The 21359-nt window shown below is 68.6% G+C and carries 15 protein-coding genes and 1 pseudogene; 12 read left to right on the plus strand and 4 right to left on the minus strand.

Annotated elements, in window-relative coordinates:
• Positions 1-779: 779 nt before the first annotated feature.
• The 9 genes from ACFXBC_RS26375 to ACFXBC_RS26415 all read left to right on the plus strand — a co-directional run bounded on the left by ACFXBC_RS26375 (position 780) and on the right by ACFXBC_RS26415 (position 13337).
• Positions 780-2255, plus strand: coding sequence for an amidohydrolase family protein (locus tag ACFXBC_RS26375; protein ID WP_385029344.1), 1476 nt, complete (start codon positions 780-782; stop codon positions 2253-2255).
• Positions 2252-3364: a M20 family metallopeptidase gene (locus ACFXBC_RS26380; RefSeq protein WP_385029348.1), complete on the plus strand. Its 1113-nt coding sequence runs from the start codon at positions 2252-2254 to the stop codon at positions 3362-3364. The genes ACFXBC_RS26375 and ACFXBC_RS26380 overlap by 4 nt, the downstream gene beginning before the upstream one ends.
• Positions 3365-3449: 85 nt before the next feature.
• On the plus strand, positions 3450-4346 hold the full coding sequence (locus ACFXBC_RS26385; protein WP_385029351.1) for a GNAT family N-acetyltransferase: 897 nt from the start codon (positions 3450-3452) through the stop codon (positions 4344-4346).
• Positions 4343-5449, plus strand: a complete 1107-nt coding sequence (gene menC / locus ACFXBC_RS26390; protein ID WP_385029354.1) for an o-succinylbenzoate synthase — start codon at positions 4343-4345, stop codon at positions 5447-5449. Before ACFXBC_RS26385 ends, menC begins: the two co-directional genes overlap by 4 nt.
• Positions 5450-5525: 76 nt before the next feature.
• On the plus strand, positions 5526-7181 hold the full coding sequence (locus ACFXBC_RS26395) for a PucR family transcriptional regulator (RefSeq protein ID WP_385029357.1): 1656 nt from the start codon (positions 5526-5528) through the stop codon (positions 7179-7181).
• A 140-nt stretch (positions 7182-7321) separates the two neighbouring features.
• Positions 7322-8596 (plus strand): MFS transporter, encoded by a 1275-nt coding sequence (locus tag ACFXBC_RS26400; protein ID WP_385029360.1) that lies wholly within the window; start codon positions 7322-7324, stop codon positions 8594-8596.
• 69 nt (positions 8597-8665) lie between these two features.
• A complete protein-coding gene (locus tag ACFXBC_RS26405) occupies positions 8666-9559 on the plus strand; it encodes a serine hydrolase (protein ID WP_385029363.1) in 894 nt (297 codons plus the stop codon).
• 191 nt (positions 9560-9750) lie between these two features.
• Positions 9751-9987: a serine hydrolase gene (locus ACFXBC_RS26410; RefSeq protein ID WP_385029366.1), complete on the plus strand. Its 237-nt coding sequence runs from the start codon at positions 9751-9753 to the stop codon at positions 9985-9987.
• Positions 9984-13337, plus strand: coding sequence for a serine hydrolase (locus ACFXBC_RS26415; protein ID WP_385029369.1), 3354 nt, complete (start codon positions 9984-9986; stop codon positions 13335-13337). The genes ACFXBC_RS26410 and ACFXBC_RS26415 overlap by 4 nt, the downstream gene beginning before the upstream one ends.
• A gap of 168 nt (positions 13338-13505) precedes the next feature.
• Here the strand turns inward: ACFXBC_RS26415 and dacB are convergent, their stop codons facing one another.
• The 3 genes from dacB to ACFXBC_RS26430 form a co-directional block, all read right to left on the minus strand.
• Positions 13506-15284, minus strand: coding sequence for a D-alanyl-D-alanine carboxypeptidase/D-alanyl-D-alanine-endopeptidase (dacB, locus tag ACFXBC_RS26420; protein WP_385029372.1), 1779 nt, complete (start codon positions 15282-15284; stop codon positions 13506-13508).
• Positions 15285-15291: 7 nt separating this feature from the next.
• Complete coding sequence (locus ACFXBC_RS26425; protein ID WP_385029375.1) at positions 15292-16479, minus strand: FtsX-like permease family protein; 1188 nt, start codon at positions 16477-16479, stop codon at positions 15292-15294.
• A 149-nt stretch (positions 16480-16628) separates the two neighbouring features.
• Positions 16629-17312 carry an ABC transporter ATP-binding protein gene (locus ACFXBC_RS26430; RefSeq protein ID WP_385029379.1) on the minus strand — a complete coding sequence of 228 codons (684 nt, stop codon included), beginning with the start codon at positions 17310-17312 and terminating at the stop codon, positions 16629-16631.
• A 196-nt stretch (positions 17313-17508) separates the two neighbouring features.
• Between ACFXBC_RS26430 and ACFXBC_RS26435 the strand changes: the two genes are divergently transcribed.
• On the plus strand, positions 17509-18669 hold the full coding sequence (locus tag ACFXBC_RS26435) for a sensor histidine kinase (protein WP_385029382.1): 1161 nt from the start codon (positions 17509-17511) through the stop codon (positions 18667-18669).
• A 34-nt stretch (positions 18670-18703) separates the two neighbouring features.
• A complete protein-coding gene (locus ACFXBC_RS26440) occupies positions 18704-19369 on the plus strand; it encodes a LuxR C-terminal-related transcriptional regulator (RefSeq protein WP_385029385.1) in 666 nt (221 codons plus the stop codon).
• A gap of 255 nt (positions 19370-19624) precedes the next feature.
• Here ACFXBC_RS26440 and ACFXBC_RS26445 read toward each other — a convergent pair whose 3' ends face one another.
• Complete coding sequence (locus ACFXBC_RS26445; protein ID WP_385029388.1) at positions 19625-20620, minus strand: phosphatidylserine/phosphatidylglycerophosphate/cardiolipin synthase family protein; 996 nt, start codon at positions 20618-20620, stop codon at positions 19625-19627.
• A gap of 448 nt (positions 20621-21068) precedes the next feature.
• Between ACFXBC_RS26445 and ACFXBC_RS26450 the strand changes: the two are divergent.
• A pseudogene (locus ACFXBC_RS26450) lies at positions 21069-21350 on the plus strand (helix-turn-helix domain-containing protein); the annotation flags it as partial.
• Between the last annotated feature and the right edge of the window lie 9 nt (positions 21351-21359).

The raw sequence follows: 21359 nt of genomic DNA on the forward strand, positions 1-21359 counted from the left end.
CTGGCGGGGCTACGCCCCGGCCGTTTAACTCCACCGAGCCGGGGCTTCGCCGTCTCACGCAGATCTCACGCACTCCGTGGAACGAGCCGGAAAAGCTGGCCCTGACCTGGACGTTTGCGCACTCCCCGGAACGCACAGACCCCTGTGGACGGTGTTTCGTTCACTGGGGGTCAAGGGGTCGCAGGTTCAATCCTGTCGTCCCGACTCTATGGAGTCGCAGGTGAGGGGCGGTTTCGGAGGAATCCGGAACCGCCCCTCGATCATTTCTGGGGACCAGGGGGTCCTGCCGCACAGTCCGGACGCGTTCGGCCTTGGTGCCCTTGTCGGTCAGTCCGCCAGGTGCGGGTATGGTCCGACGCCGTACTGTCCAGATGCACTGACTGGTGTCGATGTCTGCGACGCGGCACCCGGAGATTTCTCCGATTCGGGCGGCGGTACTCGCGGCGAAGAGGACGACATCTCCCCAGCCTCAGTACTGGCTTTGAGGAGGCGGCCACGAACGCCTCGGCCTGCTTGTAGAGCTTCTGCCGGCCGGTTGCCGCCTGTCTGCCCACGCGTGCGCTGCTCCGCGGCCACCTCACGGAAGCGGCGGCCGGACGGCAGTGGGCGTTCACGTGCGACCCGGGATTCGCGGTGCTCCGGGCCGGGTTCGTCGGCGCGTATGAACAGGCGGCCATGGATTCGTCGGCATGGACCAACAGCGGTGCCTGATCCCCCTCCTAGGGTCGCACTGGAGACCAGCAGGTGCTCCAGTGCGTCCTCGACAAGGAGACGAAAGCGTGCAGACACTTTTGCGTGGCGGTCGTGTCATTGATCCGGGAACAGGGTTCGACGGCATCGCCGACGTCCTCGTGTCCGACGGCGTGGTCAGAGCTCTGGCCGCGGGGCTCGACGCGCCACCGGGATGCGAGGTCGTCGACGTCTCGGGATTGGTCGTCGGTCCGGGGTTCGTCGACCTGCACAGCCACGTGCACTCCATCGCGGGTCAGCGGCTGCAGGCCATGGACGGTGTGACGACGGCCCTCGACCTGGAGTCGGGCCTCATGCCCATCGGGCGCGCGTACGCCGAGGCCGCTGCGGACGGACGGCCGCTGCACTACGGCTTTTCCGCCTCGTGGGGTGGTGCCCGGGCCCAGGTGCTCGCCGGCATCCAGCCGGACGCACAGATCGGGAGCGGCCTGGCGGTCCTGGGAAACCCGGCATGGCAGCGCTCCTCCACCGAACGTGAACTCGCGGAGTGGCTGGCCGTGATCGAAGGTGAGCTGGCCGCCGGAGCGCTCGGTATCGGAGTCCTCCTCGGGTACGCGCCGCACAGTGATCCGGCCGAGTTCCTCGCCGTCGCCCGGCTCGCCGCGAAGGCCGGTGTGCCGACGTACACCCACGTCCGTGAGCTGGTCGAGGTGGATCCCGGCACTCCGGCGGACGGCTCCGATGAGATCGTCATCGCCGCGGCCGAGACCGGCGCCGCGATGCACCACTGCCACGTCAACAGCACGTCGGGCCACCACATCGACCGGGTACTCGGCGCGTTGGACGGCTCACGGCGGTCGGGATCCCGGGTGACGGTCGAGGCCTACCCCTACGGGGCGGGCAGCACCGCGATCGGCGCGGCCTTCCTCGACGCCGAACGCCTGCGGATGAAGGGCCTGTCCCCGTCGAGCGTCGTGATGCTCGAATCGGGCGAACGCATCGCCGACGAGGGGCGCCTGCGGCAGTTGCGCAACGCTGACCCCGGCGCGCCCTGCATTCTGGAGTTCCTCGACGAGGGCAACCCGCGCGATCTCGCCATGCTGCAACAGTCGTTGGCCTTCCCGGACGCGATCGTGGCCAGTGACGCGATGCCGGTCTACTGGCCCGACGGCAGCAACGACAGCACCGAGTGGCCGCTGCCGCCCGGGGGAACGACGCACCCACGCACCGCGGGAACGTTCACCAAGACGCTGCGCGTGATGGTGCGGGAGAGCGGCGCCTGGGACTGGCCGGAAGCGTTCCGGCGCTGTGCCCACCTGCCGGCGCGCGTCCTCGACGAGGTGGCGCCGGGCGCGCGGGGGAAGGGACACCTCGGCGTCGGCGCGGACGCCGACATCGTCGTCCTCGACCCGGTGACGATCACCGATTGCGCGACCTACTTCGACTCCACGCGGCCGTCCGTGGGCGTGCGGCACCTGTTCGTCGGTGGTGTTCCGGTGGTCAGTGCGGGGGAGCTTCAAGTCGACGCGCTCGCCGGACAGCCGCTGCGAGGTGAGCCGCGATGACGGCGACGCGTTGCGAAGTGACGGTGGAGGCGCTCCTCGCCGACATCGAGACCCTGGTGCGGTGCGAGTCGCCGTCCTCCGATCATGAAGCCGTCGCCCGCAGCGCAGACGTCGTGGCGGCGCTGGGGCGCAGGCTGCTGGACGCGGAACCGGACCGCGTGGTGATCGACGGGTGTACGCATCTGAAGTGGCGCTTCGGCGAGGCGCCGCGTGTGCTGCTGCTCGGGCACCACGACACCGTGTGGCCCACCGGATCGCTGGAGACGCACCCGTACTCCGTCCTGGACGGAGTGCTGCGCGGGCCGGGCTGCTTCGACATGAAGGCGGGCGTCGTGATGGCGCTGCACGCCGCCGCGGCCGCCGGGAACCGCTCGGGTCTTTCGGTCCTCGTCACCGGCGACGAGGAGATCGGCTCCCCGTCGTCGCGGTGCCTGATCGAGGATGAGGCTCGCGGCTGCGAAGCGGTCTTCGTGCTGGAGGCGTCGGCCGACGGCGGAGCGCTCAAGTGCCGCCGTAAGGGCGTCTCCCTGTACCGGATCGACGTGGACGGCCGGGCTGCGCACGCCGGGCTCGAACCGGAGAAGGGTGTGAACGCCGGAGTGGAGGTGGCGCACCAGATCCTCGCCGTCGCCGGACTCGCCGACGCCGAACGGGGTACGACCGTCGTACCGACGGCCCTGTCCGCCGGTACCACGACCAACACCGTTCCCGCGCGTGCCGGTGTGGCGGTCGACGTACGTGTGTGGGACGAAGCGGAACAGCGGCGGGTCGATCAGGCCGTGCGGGACCTGAGGCCCGTACTCGACGGCTCTCGGATCCGGATCTCGGGTGGCATCAACCGCCCGCCGCTGCAGGCGGACGCGTCCTCGGGGCTGTTCGACCTCGCCGCGACGCTCGCCGGCGAACTCGGCCTCGGAAACCTCACCGCCGCCGCTGTCGGCGGTGCCTCGGACGGAAACTTCACCGCAGGCCTTGGGGTTCCCACCCTCGACGGCCTCGGCGCCGTGGGCGGCGGCGCGCACGCGGACGACGAACACGTCGTCGTCGCCGAACTGCCGCGGCGCACCGCCCTGCTGACGGCTCTGATCGACGCTGTGTTGGCGAAATGAGCTCCGTGCGCCACGACGAACGCGGCGGACAACCCTGGCGCGCCACCACCGTGGCCCGCCGGGCAAGCCCGGAAAGGACAGTCCCGTGACCGACCTTGTGACACCTGAGGCAGCTCTGGTTTCCCCGGCCGTGAGCGTGGCCGCGCTGGCCGCCGCGACCGCTGCGGCCGCCGCCTCACATGTGGATATCCGGGACCTGACCGAGGTGTCCGACCTGACCGAGGTCTGCCGGCTCTTCGCCTCGATCTGGCAGCCGGGCGCTGCCGCCCAACCGGTGACGACCGAGCTGCTGCGGGCGATGGCCGCCGCGGGGAACTATGTCGCGGGGGCGTATGAAGGGGACGAGCTCCTGGGAGCCTGCCTCGGCTTCTTCGGCAGCCCGGCCAAGGCGAGCCTGCACAGTCACATCGCCGGGGTCGCGCCGCGAGGCCTCGGCCGGGGAATCGGGTTCGCCCTCAAACTGCACCAGCGCGCCTGGGCGTTGCGCCAGCACGTCTCGCTGATCACCTGGACGTTCGATCCCCTGGTCCGGCGGAACGCGCATTTCAACCTGGCCAAGCTCGGCGCCGGTCCGGCGCGCTACCTGCCCGACTTCTACGGGCCGATGCGCGACGGCATCAACGGCGGTGGTGACACCGACCGGCTGATGGTCCGTTGGGACCTGTCAGGCCCGGCGGCCTCCGCCGCCTCGCTCGGTGAGCCCGCCCGGGTCGATGCCGCCGCGCTGCGGGAGCACGGTGCGGCAGCTGCCCTGTCCGTCGCACCTGACGGGGGCCCGTTGACCGCAGTGGCCGACGGGCCGGTCGTCCTGGTCGGTGTGCCGCCGGACATCGAGGCACTCCGGCGCATGGACCCGGGTCAGGGCCAGGCATGGCGCGTGGCGCTGCGGGAGGTGTTGGGAGGCCTGATGGCGGAGGAAGCCAGGGTCATCGGATTCGATCGTGCCGGCTGGTACGTGGTCTCAAGGGAGAAGTCGTCATGAAGCCCAGTGGTGTGGAACTTCTGCGTGTGCAGATGCCGTTGGTGGCACCGTTCCGAACGTCGTTCGGTACGCAGAACGTACGGGAACTGCTCCTCGTGCGCGTCGTGACGCCGAACGGCGAGGGCTGGGGCGAGTGCGTCACCATGGGAGGGCCGCTCTACTCCTCGGAGTACGTCGACGGTGCCGAACACGTGCTGCGGAACTTCCTGGTCCCGGCCCTGATGGAGGCGGGCGAGGGCACCGCGAGCCGGGTCGCGCCCCTTCTGGCCAGGTTCAAGGGGCACCGGATGGCGAAGGCCGCGCTCGAAATGGCCGTGCTCGACGCCGAACTGCGAGCACACGACCTGTCCTTCGCCGCCGCGCTCGGGTCCGCACGGGACTCCGTTCCGTGCGGGGTCTCGGTCGGCATCATGGACTCCGTCCCCCAACTCCTCGATGCGGTGGGCGGCTATCTCGACGCCGGCTATGTGCGGATCAAGCTGAAGATCGAACCCGGTTGGGACGTCGAGCCGGTGCGAGCGGTGAGGGAGCGTTTCGGCGACGACGTGCTGCTGCAGGTCGACGCCAACACGGCGTACACGCTGTCCGACGTGTCCCAGCTCGCCCGTCTGGATCCCTTCGAGCTCCTCCTCATCGAGCAGCCCCTGGACGAGGAGGACCTCCTGGGCCACGCCGAGCTGGCCCGTCGGATCCGCACGCCGGTCTGCCTCGACGAGTCGATCGTGTCCGCCCGGTCCGCTGCCGACGCGATCACGCTCGGCGCCTGTCGCATCGTGAACATCAAGCCCGGCCGGGTCGGCGGGTACCTGGAGGCGCGGCGGGTGCACGATGTCTGCGCCGCCCACGGGATCCCCGTGTGGTGCGGTGGCATGATCGAGACCGGGCTCGGCCGGGCGGCCAACGTCGCGCTCGCCTCGCTGCCCGGGTTCACCCTGCCAGGAGACACCTCGGCGTCGGACCGGTTCTACCGGACCGACATCACCGAACCTTTCGTCCTGAAGGACGGACACCTGCCGGTGCCCCAGGGGCCGGGCCTCGGTGTCACGCCGATTCCCGACCTGCTGGCGGAGGTCACGACCTCGAAGGTGTGGCTCGGTTCGTAGCACGCGACGAATTCGCTGTGAAATCCGGTCGGATCGGACCAACAGGTTCCGGTGCGTCCGGAGTTACCTTTGGGCGGTGCTGACACCGACGTCCGGCAAGCCACACACAAGCCTGGCGCGCGTTCTCGACGACCTCGGGGACGTGCTGCTGGAGTCGATCGCCGGCGGCGGGAGTACGCGCCGGCAACTGAGCGGCGTAGTCATCCACGACCCGCTCGACGAGGCGCAGTTCCCGGCGCGGGCAGTCGTCCTGGGTGTGGGCGTCCACGAACCGGACGACGTGGTCCGCCTCCTGTACGACCTCGGCAGCAAGGGCGCGGCAGCGCTCGTCGTCCGGTCACCGTTCACCGCGACCGTGGAGATCCGGCGGGCCGCCGACGAGTCCGGCGTCGCCCTGCTCGGACTCACCCGCGGAGCCTCCTGGGCGCAGGTCGCCGCGATGCTCCGCACCCTGCTTGTCGAGGGAGACATCGGCGACATCTCGCCGCAGACGTTGGGCGGCATGCCGTCGGGCGACCTGTTCGCGCTGGCCAACGCCGTGGCCGCGCTGCTGGACGCGCCGGTCACCATCGAGGACCGCAGCTCACGGGTGCTCGCCTTCTCCGGCCGCCAGGACGAGGCGGACCAGTCCCGCGTGGAGACGATCCTGGGGCGCCAGGTCCCGGAACGGTTCACCCTCGGCCTGGCGCGCAACGGCGTCTTCGAGCGACTTCATCGACGCCATGCGCCCGTCTACGTCGATCCGCTCCACGACGAGTCGATGACCGTGCCCCGGGTGGCGCTCGCGGTACGGGCCGGCGACGAGATCCTCGGCTCGATCTGGGCGGCCGTGCCCGGGCCCTTGTCCAAGGAGCGGACGCAGGCCCTGATCGACGCCGGCAAGCTGGTCGCACTCCACCTGCTGCGTCTGCGCGCGGGCGCCGACGTCGAACGCCGACTTCGGGCCGACCTGGTGAGCACCGCACTCGAAGGCGGCAACGGAGCACCGGAGGCGATTGCGCGGCTCGGGCTCGTGGGACAGCCCGCGATCGTTCTGGCCCTGGGGCTGTTCGGCGGTTCGGACGCCGAACCGTCGACGGAGGACGGTCTGCGCCGGGTCGCGGACCGCCAGCGGGTCGCGGACGCGCTGGCCATGCACCTGAGTGCGGTCCAGGCGCACTCGGCCGTGGCACTGGTGGGCGACGTGGCCTACGGCATCGTGCCGATGCCGGGGAGCCAGGCGGACTGCCGGGAGCGGGCGGTCCGCGTCGCGTCGACCTTCCTCGAACGCACCGGGCAGCGCGTGGACGCGGCGATCGGCATCGGCCCGCCCGCTCCCGACGGCTCCGTGCTCAGCCGCTCGCGAGACGGCGCGGACCGGGCACTGAGAGTGCTGCTCGCCCACGGGGGCGCCCGGCGCGTGGCCACGGCGGAGGAGGTCCACGTCGACGCACTCATGCTGGACCTCGCCGATCTGGCCGCCGCGCGCGGGGACGTGGCGACCGGGCCCGTCGCCCGCCTGCTCGACTACGACGCCCGCCACCAGTCGCAGCTCGTCCACACACTCTCGTGCTGGCTGGACGCCTTCGGTGACGTGGCCGCCGCGTCCGCCGCGGCCTACGTGCACCCCAACACTTTCCGGTACCGGCTGCGACGGGTCGCGGAGGTCGGTGAGATCAACCTCGACGACCCCGGCGAGCGGTTCGCGGCGATGCTGCAACTCCGGCTCCACCCCGCCCACCACCGCTCGTAGCAGCCGGACATCGCAACGACACGACGTTCGTCCCCACCGCCCGAACACCACCTGAAGGTTCGTGGAACTCCACGAACCCGCTGCGTCACCTGATGTCCAGGATGGGCCATCAACCCCGACGCAACGGTACGGAGGTAGTCATGACGGCGGTGATCACCGAGGACACCTGGACACCGAAGCGGGTCAACCGGACGGCAACGATCACGATGGTGGTCATGCTGTGCGCCTGGTCGATCGACTACATCGACCGTTTCTCGATCAGCATGGCTCTGCCGTCGATCGGAGAGGAGTTCCAACTCGGCAAGACGGCACAGGGCTCGCTCGTCACCGTCTTTGCGCTGGTCTACATGATCTGCCAGATACCCGCGGGTTTCCTGGCCGATCGGTACGGCTCCCGCGGACCCATGCTGATCACGCTCGTGCTGTGGTCGCTGTTCACCGCGCTGACCGGGACGGCCGGCACATTCGGTCTGCTCCTGCTGTTCCGCGGTCTGTTCGGTGCCTGTCAGGGCGCTTTCCCGGCGGCGTCGTTCAAAGCCGTCGCGGAACGGACGACACCGGCGGGACGGGGGACCGCCACGAGCGTGATGCTGTCCGCCAGCGGGATCGCCGGCCTCGCGCCCCTGCTCGTCGCCCCGCTGCTGACGGGCATCGGCTGGCGGCACACCTTCCTCTGGATGGCGGGTTGCGGTGTGGCCATCGGCATCGGGTTGTGGGCGCTTCTGCCCAAGGCACTGCCGGAGCGGCTGAGCCGGCTTCCGCAGACGACGGCGACGATGCCCGCAGTCTCGCGCGCACAAGTACTCAGGTCCCCGGCGGTGTGGAAGTTCGCGGTGCTGTTCTGCGCGATGAACATGCTCAGCTACGGCCTCGTCACCTGGGTGCCCAGCTATCTGCTCGAGGCCAGACACCTGTCGCTGAACGAGACCGGGGTGCTGTCGGCGATCCCGAGTCTGGTGGGCTTCGCGACGACCATCCTCGGCGGCCGGCTGTTCGACCGGTACTTCCATGACAAGGCCAGGTGGTACCTGGTGTCCATCGCGACGGTGACCGCGGTCCTGCTTGTCCTGATGGTGTCGGCGGACAGCGCGGCGACGTTCACTCTCTACGAGACCTTGGCCGTCGGAGTGTTCGGGCTGGCGATGATGTGCGTCTTCGGCCTTCCGCTGCGCGTGCTTCCCACGGCGGTGGCCGGCCTGGGCTCCGGGGTGACGAACTTCGGCGGCCAGGTCGCCGGCGTGATCGCGCCGCTGGTGATGGGCCGGCTGGCGGACGCGTTCTCCTACACCGCCGCGTTCGGCTTCCTGATCTGCACCACGCTGCTCACCGCGGTGATCGCGTTCTGGGTCCCGCAGCGAGCCGAACAGTTCAACTTCCCGCCGGCCGGAACCAAGGAGTCTGCCGGCACCAAGTAGTCGACCGGTGTACCCGGGAAGCAGATCCCGTCCGGACAGAAATCCACCCCGACAGAGAGAAGGGACCCCATGGCCACCGAATCGGAACTGGTCGAGACAATCACCGGGCGGGCGGCGGAAGCCGGCGTCCGGGTATGGCTGCACGCGGCCGATCTGGACAGCCCACGACAGGTGGGCATCGACGCCGACGAACCGGTGGTCACCGCGTCCGTGTTCAAGGTCCCCGTAGCGGTGGAGCTTGCCCGGCAGGCGGCCGACGGTGAACTCGACCTCGCCGAGCGGATCACGGTGCCGCCGGGACATCCGACCGCCAGTCCGTACGGCCTCGCGACGTTCCTCCACGCCGTCACGATGTCCTGGTACGACCTGGCCGTCCTGATGATCGGCATCAGCGACAACGTCGCCACGGACCTGATCCTCGGCAAGGTGGGAAAGGCCGCGGTGGCCGAGACGCTGCGCCGACTCGGCCTCCCGCAGACGGCCGTCCCCCATGGCTGCGGGGACCTGTTGCGCACGATCGGGGAGGACCTCGGGATCGACTACCAGGACGACGAACGGATCCTGGCCGCGATGCCTGCCGGACAACTCGCCGGGCTGCGCGCGTTGACACCCGAAGAGACCTGCCGGACCACCGCCGCGGAGAGCACCCGCCTGCTGGGCCTGATCTGGCGCGACGAAGCGGCGCCCGCGGCGGCATGCGCCGATGTCCGGCGCTGGCTCGAACTGCAGGTGTGGCCGCACCGGCTGCGCTCCGGCTTCGCGGACGACGACGTCAGGATCAGCGGCAAGACCGGCACGCTGCCCTCGCTGCGCAACGAGATCGGCGTGGTGGAGTACCCGGACGGTGGCCGGTACGCGGTCGGCGTCTTCACCAGGGCCGTCGACGCCCGTTCGCGGGTTCCCGAGCGTGACGCCTTCATCGGGTTCGCGGCCGCCCAGGCGGTCGACTGGCTCAGGCGGTAACCGATACCGGCGGCCCGGTGTTTCGTCGGCCACGATGAAGGTTGCGCCTTTTCTCGTCGCTTCTCACGAATCGGCCATGGGCGCGCAGGTCATACCCTCCCGGAATCACCCGTTCTCCCTCGCCGAGACAAGAGGTGCACATGTCCGAACTCAATGAACGCTGTGGCTGGTTGGAAAGTCGCCTCCCCGACTTGCTGGCCGAACACAAGGCGCCGGCCGCGTCGATCGCTGTATACGCGCACGGCGAGACGATCGACCGGGCGGCCGGGGTGCTGAACAAGAACACGGGCGTCGAGGCCACTGCGGACTCCGTCTTCCGGATCGGTTCGATCACCAAGGTCTGGACGGCCACCTTCGACTGGCCCGGTGGCATGGTGGTCGGCCACGACGGAGGCACGCTCGGCCAGCGAGGAGGTCTCCTGCGATGACCCGACGCCTTGGCATTGATGATCTGTACGAGTTGGCAGTCCCCGAGCAGCCGAGCGTTTCCCCGGACGGAAGTCGGATCGTGTACGTGCTGCGCGCCGCCGACCGTGACGGCGACCGGGACGTACGGGCGCTCTGGCAGGTCGCCGCCGCGGGCGGCGAGGCGCGGCAGCTCACCCGGGGCACTGCCGACGCGGCACCGGCGTGGTCGCCGGACGGCACACACATCGCGTTCCTGCGCGCCGGGGACTCGGCCCCGCAACTGTGGCTCCTGCCCGCCGCCGGAGGGGAGGCCGAGCAGGTGACACAACTCCCGCTGGGCGCCGGCGCGCCGGTCTGGAGCCCGGACGGCAGCAAGATCGCCTTCGCGGCGCCGGTCGACCTCGCCGCGGCGGACGGCGAGGACGCCACCGCACGCGCACGCCGGGCGAATGCCCCGGTGGTGGCGGACCGGCTGGACTTCAAGGCCGACGGCACAGGTCTGGTACGGACCCTGCGCAGGCACGTGCACGTCCTCGACGTAGGCACACGGGAGATCCGGCAGGTCACATCGGGAGACTGGAACGCGGGCGATCCCGCCTGGTCGCCCGATGGCACCCGGCTGGCGTTCCCCGGCGCCCGGGAGCCTGACGCCGACCTCACGCTGCGGTCCGCCGTCTACGTCCTCCACCTGAGCGGGTGCACCACCGAGCCGCAGTCGACGGGCTCCGGCGACGGCACGGCAGCCACGGTCACCTGGACCCCTGACGGTCGGGCGCTGCTGGTCGTCGGGCGGGGGGACACCGAGATCGGGCACACCAAACTACTGCTGGTGCCGCTGGACGGCGCCGACACCATCGACCTGACGGCCGCCCTCGACCGGAACGTGATGCCGGGCGGCCCCGGCTATCCCGGCGCGGCGCCACGCCCGACAGCGGACGGCCGCGTGCTGTTCTGTGTGCGGGAGCGCGGCTGCACCCACCTCTACTCGGTCGACCTCGACGGCGGCGTGCCGCGACCAGTCGTCGGGGGCGCGGGGAACACCGTCGGCGACCTGGCCGTCGCGGGCGACACCGTGGCGATCCTCCTCGCCACGCCGTCCTCGTTCGGCGAGATCGCGACGGTCGGCCTCGCCGACAGGACGGTCGAGGCGCGCACACACCATGGCGAGAGCGTCGCCGACGTGGAGCTGTTCGCCCGTGAGGAGCGGGAGTTCACGATCTCCGACGGCACCGTGGTCCATGGCTGGCTGGTCCGTGACCCGGCCCGTACCGGCCCCTCGCCTCTGCTACTGGACATCCACGGCGGCCCGCACAACGCATGGAACGGCACAGCCGACGCCACCCACATCTACCACCAGGTGCTGGCCGCGCGCGGCTGGGCGGTGTTGCTGCTCAACCCACGCGGCAGCGACGGCTACGGTGAGAAGTTCCTCACCGCGGCGCTCGGCGCATGGGGGCAGGCGGACGCGCCGGACTTCCTCGAACCGCTGGACCATCTCGTCGCCGAGGGCGTCGCCGACGCCGACCGGCTGGCCGTGTCCGGTTACAGCTACGGCGGCTTCATGACCTGCTACCTGACGAGCCGCGACAACCGGTTCGCGGCTGCGGTCGCGGGCGGGGTGGTCAGCGATCTGACCAGCATGGCCGGCACCTCGGACGAAGGCCACCACATGGGCGTGCGCGAACTGGGCGGCACTCCGTGGGCGGAGGAAGGGGCGTACACGAAGCAGTCGCCACTCACCCACGTCGACCAGGTCCAGGTACCGACGCTCATCGTGCAGGGCGCCGACGACGTGCGCTGTCCCGTGGGTCAGGCGGAACAGTGGTTCACCGCGCTGCGTGAGCGGGGCGTCCCGGCCCGGCTGGTGCTGTACCCCGGCAGCTCGCACCTGTTCATCCTCGACGGCAGGCCCTCGCACCGCGCGGACTTCAACCGACGCGTCGTCGACTGGGTGGAGCGCCACGCAAGGCCCAGGGGGAGCGCGGCGCGGGTGCCGATCGACGCCCACTGGCAGCGCCGGCTGAGCGAACTGGCGCGCGCACATCGCGTACCCGGAGCAGCGCTCGGCATCCTGCGCGTCGGCCCCGACGGCGCCGACGAGCTGGTGCAGGCGCGCCACGGTGTCCTGAGCACGAACACCGGCGTCGACGTCACCGACGACTCGCTGTTCCAGATCGGCTCGATCACCAAGGTGTGGACGACGACCGTCGTGATGCAACTGGTCGACGAGGGGCTGCTCGACCTCGACGCGCCGATAGCGGACGTCCTGCCCGAGCTGCGACTGGCCGATCCGGGGGTGGCGAGGAGGGTGACCATGCGCCACCTGCTGACCCACACCAGCGGCATCGACGGCGACGTGTTCACCGACACCGGCCGTGGCGACGACTGCCTGGAGCGCTACGTCGACCAGCTCGCGGGCGTCGGACAGAACCACCCGCTCGCGGCGACCTTCTCCTACTGCAACTCGGGATTCGTCCTCGCCGGCCGGGTCATCGAGAAGCTGACCGGCAAGACCTGGGACCTCGCGATGCGCGAGCGGCTGTTCACCCCGCTCGGCCTCAGTCACACGATCACGCTGCCGGAGGAAGCGCTGCTGTTCCGCGCGGCGGTCGGCCATGTCTCGCCCGGCGGCGGCGAGCCGACGTCCGCGCCGGTCTGGGGGCTGCCGCGCTCGGTCGGCCCCGCCGGTCTGGTGAGCGCGGCGACCGCGGACGTCCTGGCGTTCGCCCGGCTGCACCTGACCGGCGGGCTGGCACCCAACGGCGAGCGCCTGCTCGCGCGGGCGTCGGTGGACGCGATGGCCGACAGGCAGACGAACCTGCCCGATCCGCACAGCATCGGCGACTCCTGGGGCCTGGGCTGGATACGTTTCGACTGGGACGGGCACCAGATCATCGGCCACGACGGCGGCACGATCGGCCAGGCGGCGTTCCTGAGGCTGCTCCCCGAGCATGGACTCGCGGTGGTGCTGCTCACCAACGGCGGCAGTCCACGCGACCTGTACGAGGAGCTGTACCGGGAGATCTTCTCGGAGCTGGCCGGGGTGGCCATGTCGCGTCCACTTGAGCCGGCCGCCGAACCTCCCGCCGTGGACGCGCGGCGGCACGCCGGTGTGTACGAGCGGGCCGGGGTGCGCGCCGAGGTTCTGCTGACCGGGGAAGGGCTGCGCCTGCGCCAAACCCTCACCGGCCCCCTGGCCGAACTCGCGCCGGATCCGACACAGGAGTACGACCTGGTACCGGTCTCCGACAGCCTGTTCGTGTTCCTCGCGCCGGAATCACGGACCTGGACCCCGGTCACCTTCTACACGCTGCCCACCGGCGAGCCGTACGTGCACTACGGGGTGCGGGCGGCCCCGAAGGTGGCCTGACCGTTCACGGCCGGCGTCTGCGGCTGCGATGTGGGAGGGCCCGCCCGACCAGCTGTCCTGCCGACTGGTCGAGCGGGCCCGCGCGGACGCCCTGGAAGGAGGTGAACTCATGGAGAGTCCGCTCGCATGACACGGAGTTCGAGCATCGCTTGAGTGGGATCGTGCTTCTCAGGGATTGGGGTTCCGGTAGATGCTTGCGGCCATGGCGCCCAACTGCTTGTTGGCTTTCAGCGCCAGGTCGATGGCTCCGTTCACGGTGTTACCCGGTGCGGGGATGTCATTGACGTAGATGGCGAAGGCGTAACGGCGGCCGTTCTCCGCATCGACGTATCCGGCGAGTGCCTTGGTGGTCAGGGCCAGCTTCCCGTTGGCGGCACCGATCAGGGTGCCGGTCTTGGCTCGGATGTGGCCTGCGGCCGGGTCGGTGCGCTTGATGACGCCGGCCAGCGAGCCGTCCACGCCCATGGTCGGCATGGAGTCGTGCAGGACGCCGAAGTAGTTCTTCCCGGAGAGATTCCGCAGTAGATGTGTCTGGGCGGCCGGTGTGGCCCTGTCACGGGTGAGGCCCTGGGCGTCCACGAGATCGAAGGAATCACGGTCGATGCCGGCACGCGTAAGAAATTCTCGTTCGGTCTTCATGCCGTCGGCGTAGGTGTGCTTGCCGTTGTGGACGGCCATCAGGGGCGGCAGAAGGTTGGCGCCGAGGTTGTGACTGACCTTGTTGATCAGTTTTGCGTATTCCTTGAAGGGGGGTGACGTGTAACTTGCGGAGACGGGCAGCCTTTTGACCTTCTGCACCGGCGGGAGTTTGCTGCCGGGATTGTCCCCCAGGGTGGGAGAGGCGACGGAGACGCCATGCTTGGCGAGTGCTTCGATGAGTACCGTGCGGGCGAACGCGGCCGGGTCGGGCACTTGGTACGTCGCGATGAAGGGCGCGGTGGCGTCCGCCGGCACGGAACCTCGTATCCGGATGCGTCCTGCAGCGGGAGAGTCGGTCTTCACGGCCGGCTTCGTCCCGGCGGGAGTCGTGGTGACGCGCGAGTCGACGGTGAACGCGGCTGTCTTGGGGCGCCAGTCGACGGTTGCCTGCCGGCCGGGTGCTGCGGGGGTGATCAGCAGGTCGATGAGGTTGTCGTTGACGACTGTTGGCGTGATGGGTGTGCTTCCGATCGTCACAGGGGCCCAGAGGCGGTCGTCGATGACCACGTCTCCGTCGATGTGCCGGATGCCGCTCGCCGCGACCTGTCGGGCGAGGTCGTTGATGCCGGCGAGGGGGTCTTCACGCGTGAGGGTGGCCATACCGGGCACGGCATTTGCATCGGTGTGGTCAAAATCCGGGATGTCGACCTTTCCGAGCGCGTTGGTCCGCCCGCCGAGTGTCAGATCGCCGCTTCCCACCATGATGAGGTTTCCGGAGAGTCGGCCGTTGCGCGATACCGAACCGGAGCGAACAAGGGGGGTGCGGAACCGATGGCTGCTCCCGAGTGTGTCGAGCGCGGCACCGACGGCGAAGGTCTTGGCGGTCGAGCCTGTCACGAACTTGGACGTGGCGTTCTCGGACTGCACGACCTTGCCGGATTTCAGGTCGGTGACCTGAAGACCCCACTGTCCCGAGGACCATGGGGCACCTCGCATGAGTCTCTGCAGCTCTGCGCTCACTCCAGCAGCGCTCGATGATCCTGGAGCCGGAGGATGCTTGCCGGTTGTGTCGGTGTGGCACGCGGAAGCGGTGAGCGCGGCGACCGTCGAGGCGGCGACGACGGCTACGGTGCGGGACCGTCGTCGTGCCTTCGGCCTGACGGCGTGGGCGCCGTTCATGAGAGGGCGCTCCTGCAAGGCGACGCCTTGGCGGTCCGACGGGGTATGACGGCGCACGAAGCCAGTGATCCTGGAGAACATTTGGGGTTGATCCTCATCTTGTTGCGCGGCGGTGACGCGCGTGGTCATGCCGGATTTACGAACGCAGGGCCCGGGCCGCGACCGTGCGTGATGCGCGGGCAGCCTGGAGGGCCAGGGCGAGGCAGGTGGTCAGGAGGGTCACAGCGGCGAGAGCGCCGAGCGTCTCCCACGGGAGACCGTTCAGAACGCGGGCGATACTGATCCTGGCTCCCGCGGCGATGGTGGCACTCGTGACGGCGATGGAGATCACGCCGAAGAGGATTGCCGTCCCGGCGTAGATGGCTCCCTCGAAGACCGTTGACCGGGTGACCACGCCCGGTCGTGCGCCGGCGACCGTCACGACGGCGGAGTCACGGGTGCGCTCCCGCCCGACCAGGGCGATCACGGCGAGGCCGCCGACCCAGGACACGACGAAGACCCAGCCCAGAACGACCATGACGTCACCCAGCCCGGCGGTGCTTCCGGGCATGACGTTCCCCATCACCATGAAGAGCCCGACAAACGACAGGGAGAGCGCGAAGGGCAGCACCGTGGTGACGCTTCGAGCTGCCCGTGCACGGCACGATTGCACGGCAAGGTGCCAGGTGACGCTGCGCGACGGTACGAGTGCGGTCCAGAGCTTCATCAGGGGCGTGAGAACCCACGGCCCCATCAGCAGCGCCAGGCAGATGAGGAACAGGTCGCCGGCGAAAGCGAAGGCCGTCCGCTGTTCGACACCGCCTTCGAGTTCCAGCCCCAGCCCGGGAATCCACATGCCGACCACTCCGGCGAGGAGACACAGGGCGAGAACGCTGCGTGCGGCGCCCGGCCGGGCCGGCGGATCCGAGTGGTCCCGGAAGGCGCGCATCTCCGGTGTCTTGGCGGCGCGGCGTGTGACTCCCCAGCCGCCGAGCAGACACGGAACCACCCCGAACAGCACAGCTACGCCCACGTGCGAGAGCTCGAAGCCGACCGTCGCTCCGTGCAGATCGAGTCCCGTGGCCGTCCACTGATCGAGGGAGATACCCGCGACCAGAGGAGCCAGCGGCACCGCCAGCGCACCGGCAATCGTGCCGAGCACCATCAGTTCGGTGCGCAGGATGCGCCTGACCCGATTGCGGGGGATCCCGAGGATCACCCACAGGGCGTGTTCGCGTCGCTGGGTCTTCAACGTCAGACCGACCGCGGACGCGACGATGCCCACGGCGGCGAGCAAGGTGAAGAAGACGATGTTTCCGCCCAGCGCGATCGACGCCGAGGACATGCGTGTATCGCCTGCTGCGCGCGCCGCCGAGACAGCGGTGAACATGGCAATGACCGAGCCGGCTGAGCATGCCGCGCCGACCGCCGCACACACGAGCGTCCACAGCCACATGGATGCCTGCATGCGGATGTCCGACAAGACGAGTCGCATCATGCTGCTTCGTCACCTGCCTCATCCACGGACTGCGCCGCGAGGACGGCATCGCTCACCGTGCGGGAGTCGCCGCCGGGAATGACTGCGTGAATGCGCCCGGACCCCATCACCACGACCTGGTCGGCCCGTGCGGCCGCGTGAGGGTCGTGCGTGACCATGAGGACCGTGGTTCCCTGCGCGGGAAGCGCCTGGAGCCAGTCGAGCACGACATGACCGGACTTGAGGTCGAGCGCCCCGGTCGGCTCGTCGGCGAAGACGATCCGGGGCTGATTCGCGACGACTCGGGCCACTGCGACGCGCTGGCGTTCCCCGCCGGAGAGGCGGTCGGGACGTCGCCGGGCGTGCTTGGCGATGCCGAGCCGCGTCATCGCGTCGTCAACACGGGACTTGGGCACACGGTGGCCGGCCAGCCGCGCCGGAAGGGAGATGTTGTCCTCGACGGACAGAGAACTGACGAGGTTGTACTCCTGGAAGATGAAGCCGACGTTCTCGCTGCGGAATGCAGCCTGCTTGCGCGGCGAGAGCGAGAGGATGTCCGTCCCGAGGATCTCGATGGAGCCTGAGGTCGCTCGCTCCAGGCCGGCCGTGCACAGCAGGAGCGTCGACTTGCCGGACCCGGACGGCCCGACGACGGCGGTCAGCCGGCCTTCTGGAACGTCAAGGTCGATAGCGTGCAGCACACGTGTTGTCTCGCGTCGACGCCCCGGGACCGGAAAGTCCATCTGAAGTCCACGCAATCGAATACACGGAACAGAGGAGGAAGCTGAAAAAAGCATGTCTCAAGCCAAGCAGCGCGCGAGGGCCGATGCACGGGTGCCTGCACTGCTTGAAGGTAGACCTGGGTCTACCTTCCGGCGGTGTGCGACAATGCTCGCCATGGCGCAGATTCGCTTGGCCCGGAGGGTACTGACAGAACTGGTCGCAGCAATAACCTTCCCGATTCTGCTGCTTTCTCTCCTTGTCGTCCCGGTAGCGGCCCCAGTGGTGGCAGAGGTAGACCGTTCACGAGCCCATTGGTGTGGCGCTGAGGTACTGCCGCTGAGGCCCGCTGCTCAGAGCTGGACGCGATGGGTGACACTCCGGCTGCGTTCAAAGTCGGTATGGAGAACCGACCTCCCTGTTTTCCTCGCCACGTTGCTCCTTTCCGCGCTTTCACTGTTGATTTCCTTCTTCGGGTTCATCGGCGCCGCCGCCTTGGTTTTCTCTCCCGTATTCTGGGCCTTTGGTATCGCAGCACAGGTCGGTCCTTTCACGCCGAAGTCAGTACAGCAAACCCTTCTGGCCGTGCCCGCAGGAATCGCTCTGGGTGCAGTCACCGTGAGTGCGTTGACCGGAGTTTCCCTTCTTCGTGACCTTCTCCTGCGCGCTTTCTCGAGAAGCCGGGACTCGGACCTGCTGGCGAAACTTGAGGAGCTCCGCAGCAGCAGGGCGTCCCTGACTGCGGCCTTCGAGATCGAGCGACAGCGAATCGAACGCGATCTGCACGACGGAGCCCAGCAGGAGCTCGTCGCCGTCGTCATGCGCCTTGGGATGCTGGAGGCGGCAGCCGCCGACCACGAGCGAACCGTGCAGTTGGCACGCCAGGCACAGGCCCATGCGGAACGCGCCCTGGAACGGCTGCGGGAAACGGTGCGTGACATCCACCCCCGTGAGCTGAGCGACCTCGGCCTCATCGCAGCTGTCCGGGAACTGGCTGCGCGATCACCCCTGAGTGTCGAGTTGACCAGCAATGGCGACGACTCTCAGCTTTCGTCGCCAACAGCGACGGCGGTATACTTCACGGTCTCCGAAGCTCTGACGAACATCGCGAAACATGCAGATATGGGCACCGCGCAGATCGACATGAAATGCGCTAAAACTGGCGTGAAAGTGCGCGTTCGTGACGACGGTGTCGGCGGTGCGAGAATCGACGCGGGTTCCGGACTCGCAGGACTGCGTGAGCGAATGCGGAGTGTCGGCGGGGATCTCGAAATCCTCAGCCCGGCCGGTGGCGGAACAGAGGTTACAGCGTCCGCCCCCAGCCAACCCCCATGGTAAATGAGACAGATTGAGCAACCCGATAGGGGCGGGCATGAGAATTGTCCTGGCGGACGACAGTGTGCTGATTCGTGCAGGTATCCGAGAAATCTTGGCCTCCAACGCCCATGATGTGATCCGCGAATGCGAAGACGCCGATGAGCTGGTGGCCGCTGTCGACGCATTGGCACATGCCGGGACCGCTCCAGACATCGTCATTACGGATGTTCGCATGCCACCGGGAAACACAGATGACGGGCTCCGTGCTGCGATCGATCTGCGCTCCCGGTACCGGGATCTGCCGGTGGTGGTCCTTTCCGCGTATGTCACGGGACCATACGTGCGAGAGCTCCTCAATGGGCCAGGCGCTGACGGAGCCGTCGGGTACCTGCTCAAGGAGAAAGTGGGAAGAATCGCAGACTTCCTACGGGCTCTCGAAACGGTCTCCAGGGGCGGAGTGGTGATCGACCCCGAGGTCGTCCGCCACGTCACGCGCGCTCACTCTCCCCAAGGGCCGCTTGCCCGACTCACCGCCCGCGAGCGAGAGGTGCTCGCCCTCATGGCTGAGGGGAGTTCCAACGCGGAGATCGCATCGAAGTTGTTCCTTTCGGGCGCTGCTGTCAGCAAGCATGTGGCGAATGTTTTCGCGAAGCTCGGCATGGCTCCCGGCGAAGACAACAGAAGAGTCAAGGCCATTCTCACCTGGTTTGAATACAATTGAATCGATGCCGATACCAGCCGGTGAGCGAGTCCCTGAACTTCTGGTACAGGCTCGAATCCGTCGACGTTGAGCCGGCCTTCTGCTCGAAGCAGTCTGTGCGGCGGCGGCGTGGTCCGGATGCATGAGGCGACCGCCGCACGCAACGAAGGCCGTCGTACGTCTCGTCTCCGGCCGCACCAAGGAGACCTGAGAATCGACCCTGACCAGGAGACACACGCCTCACCCGCTCTCAGTGAGCTGCTCAGGCCGGGGACATCAGTGTGCCCGAACCACGGAGCTCTTCTGGAAGTCGGCGCCGAACGCCTTCTCGATGCCGTTGATGACCGCGGAGTCGCTCACGATGAGGCCGAGTTCGCGGTTGTGGCCGAGCGAGTTGGCGGAGAAGTTCTCCGAGCCGGCGAACACCTTTGCTTCGGACGTGCCGTAGTCGGTGACGATCGCCTTGGCATGGATGTAGAAGCCGGTGGAACTCGTGTACGTGGTCACCTTGCCACCGGCGGCAGTGACCTTCGCCAGCTCCTTGCTGTACTTCGATGACTCGTTCTCGGCGACGACGCGAACCGCGACACCGCGCTTCGCATCCGCGACGACCGCGTTCACCAGCGTGGAGTCCTCGAACTCCTCCTCCTGGACATCCAGGCTGCGCTTCGCCCCCTTGACCAGGGCCAGCAGGCGGCTCTGCGAGTCGGTGGGCGACCAGACGAGGTCGGTGCCGTCGGACGGGGTGACGGCGGTCTTCGCGTAGTCGGCGTCGAAGACCTTCTCGACTGCCGCGACATCGGCCTTGTCTGAGTCGAAGACGCCGTAGTCACGTGAGGTCGCGTAGTACTTCGTGTCGAAGTTGCCGGTGCTGATGTACGACCTGGCGCCGTCGACAGTGATCGTCTTCTGGTGGGTGTAGACGTACGAGGAGGACGAGTACGTGACCCCGGCGCCGGCCGCGGACAGCGCCTTGTAGGCGGCGCCGTCGATGGACGCGTGCTGGGAGTCGAAGACCACGCGGACCTTCACGCCTGCCTTCTGCTTCTTGACCAGGTCGTCGACGAGGGTGGTGTCGCGCAACTCGTAGATCGTCACGTCGACCGATTTCTTGGCCGAGTTGACGAAGTCGTAGATCGCGCCCTCCTTCTGGTCCGGAAGGACCACGAGGGAGTAGGCGCTCGCGGCGTGGGCGGAGGCGGGCACGAGGGCACATACGGCGGCCAAGGCGCCTGCGGCCAGGGCGGGCATCAGACGGTGTGTGGGGTTCACCGGGGGCTCCTGACGTAGTCGAGGAAGCGCGCAACGCGCGTAGCACACCCAGTAGGACACAGCGCCAGGGTTCACTGAAGCTCAGTTGAACGAAAGGAGGGGCAGGGTTGAGCAAAGCGATACTTCACCCTCTCTTGGGTGTCAACTCCCTCGAAACATTGTGCAGATGGGGGCTTTCTGTCCGGTGCGTACGGGGTACCGGCCGTCGTCCTGTACGAACTCACCTGGGAGCCGGTGCGTGGCCGCAACCGGCCTTCACGGTGCCGGAAGCGGGTCCGCCGAGACCGGGCTCAGTCGCACCGTCGCCGCCGCGACGTTCTCCTCCGGGTGCGCGGTCGAGGACGTACCGGGGATCGGCGCCAGGGAGATCCTTTCAGTAAGCCTCCCTGGCTCACGAAACTGCCTGCTGCTGAAGAAGCACCGTAGCCCGGCGGCGTACCGTGGCCAGGTGGCAAACGAAGACCTGGGACGGACCCTGCGCCGCTTGCGCCGTCTGGCCTCCATGACTCAAGAACAACTGGCCGAGGGCTCCGGCGTGTCCGTCGATGTGATCCGTCAGCTTGAGCAGGGGCGTAAGCACTCGGCCCGCCTCCCTACGCTGCATGCTCTGGCGAACGGCCTCGGTGTGGAGCTGACCACGCTCCTGGGCGACCCGCCCGGGGTCTCCACCACCGGCGAGAACGACGGCCCTCTCCGAGCTGGTGGCCAATGCCGTGCAGCACGCCCGGCGGGAATCCAT

The sequence above is a fragment of the Streptomyces sp. NPDC059398 genome (genome assembly GCF_042751845.1).
Lineage (GTDB): Bacteria > Actinomycetota > Actinomycetes > Streptomycetales > Streptomycetaceae > Streptomyces.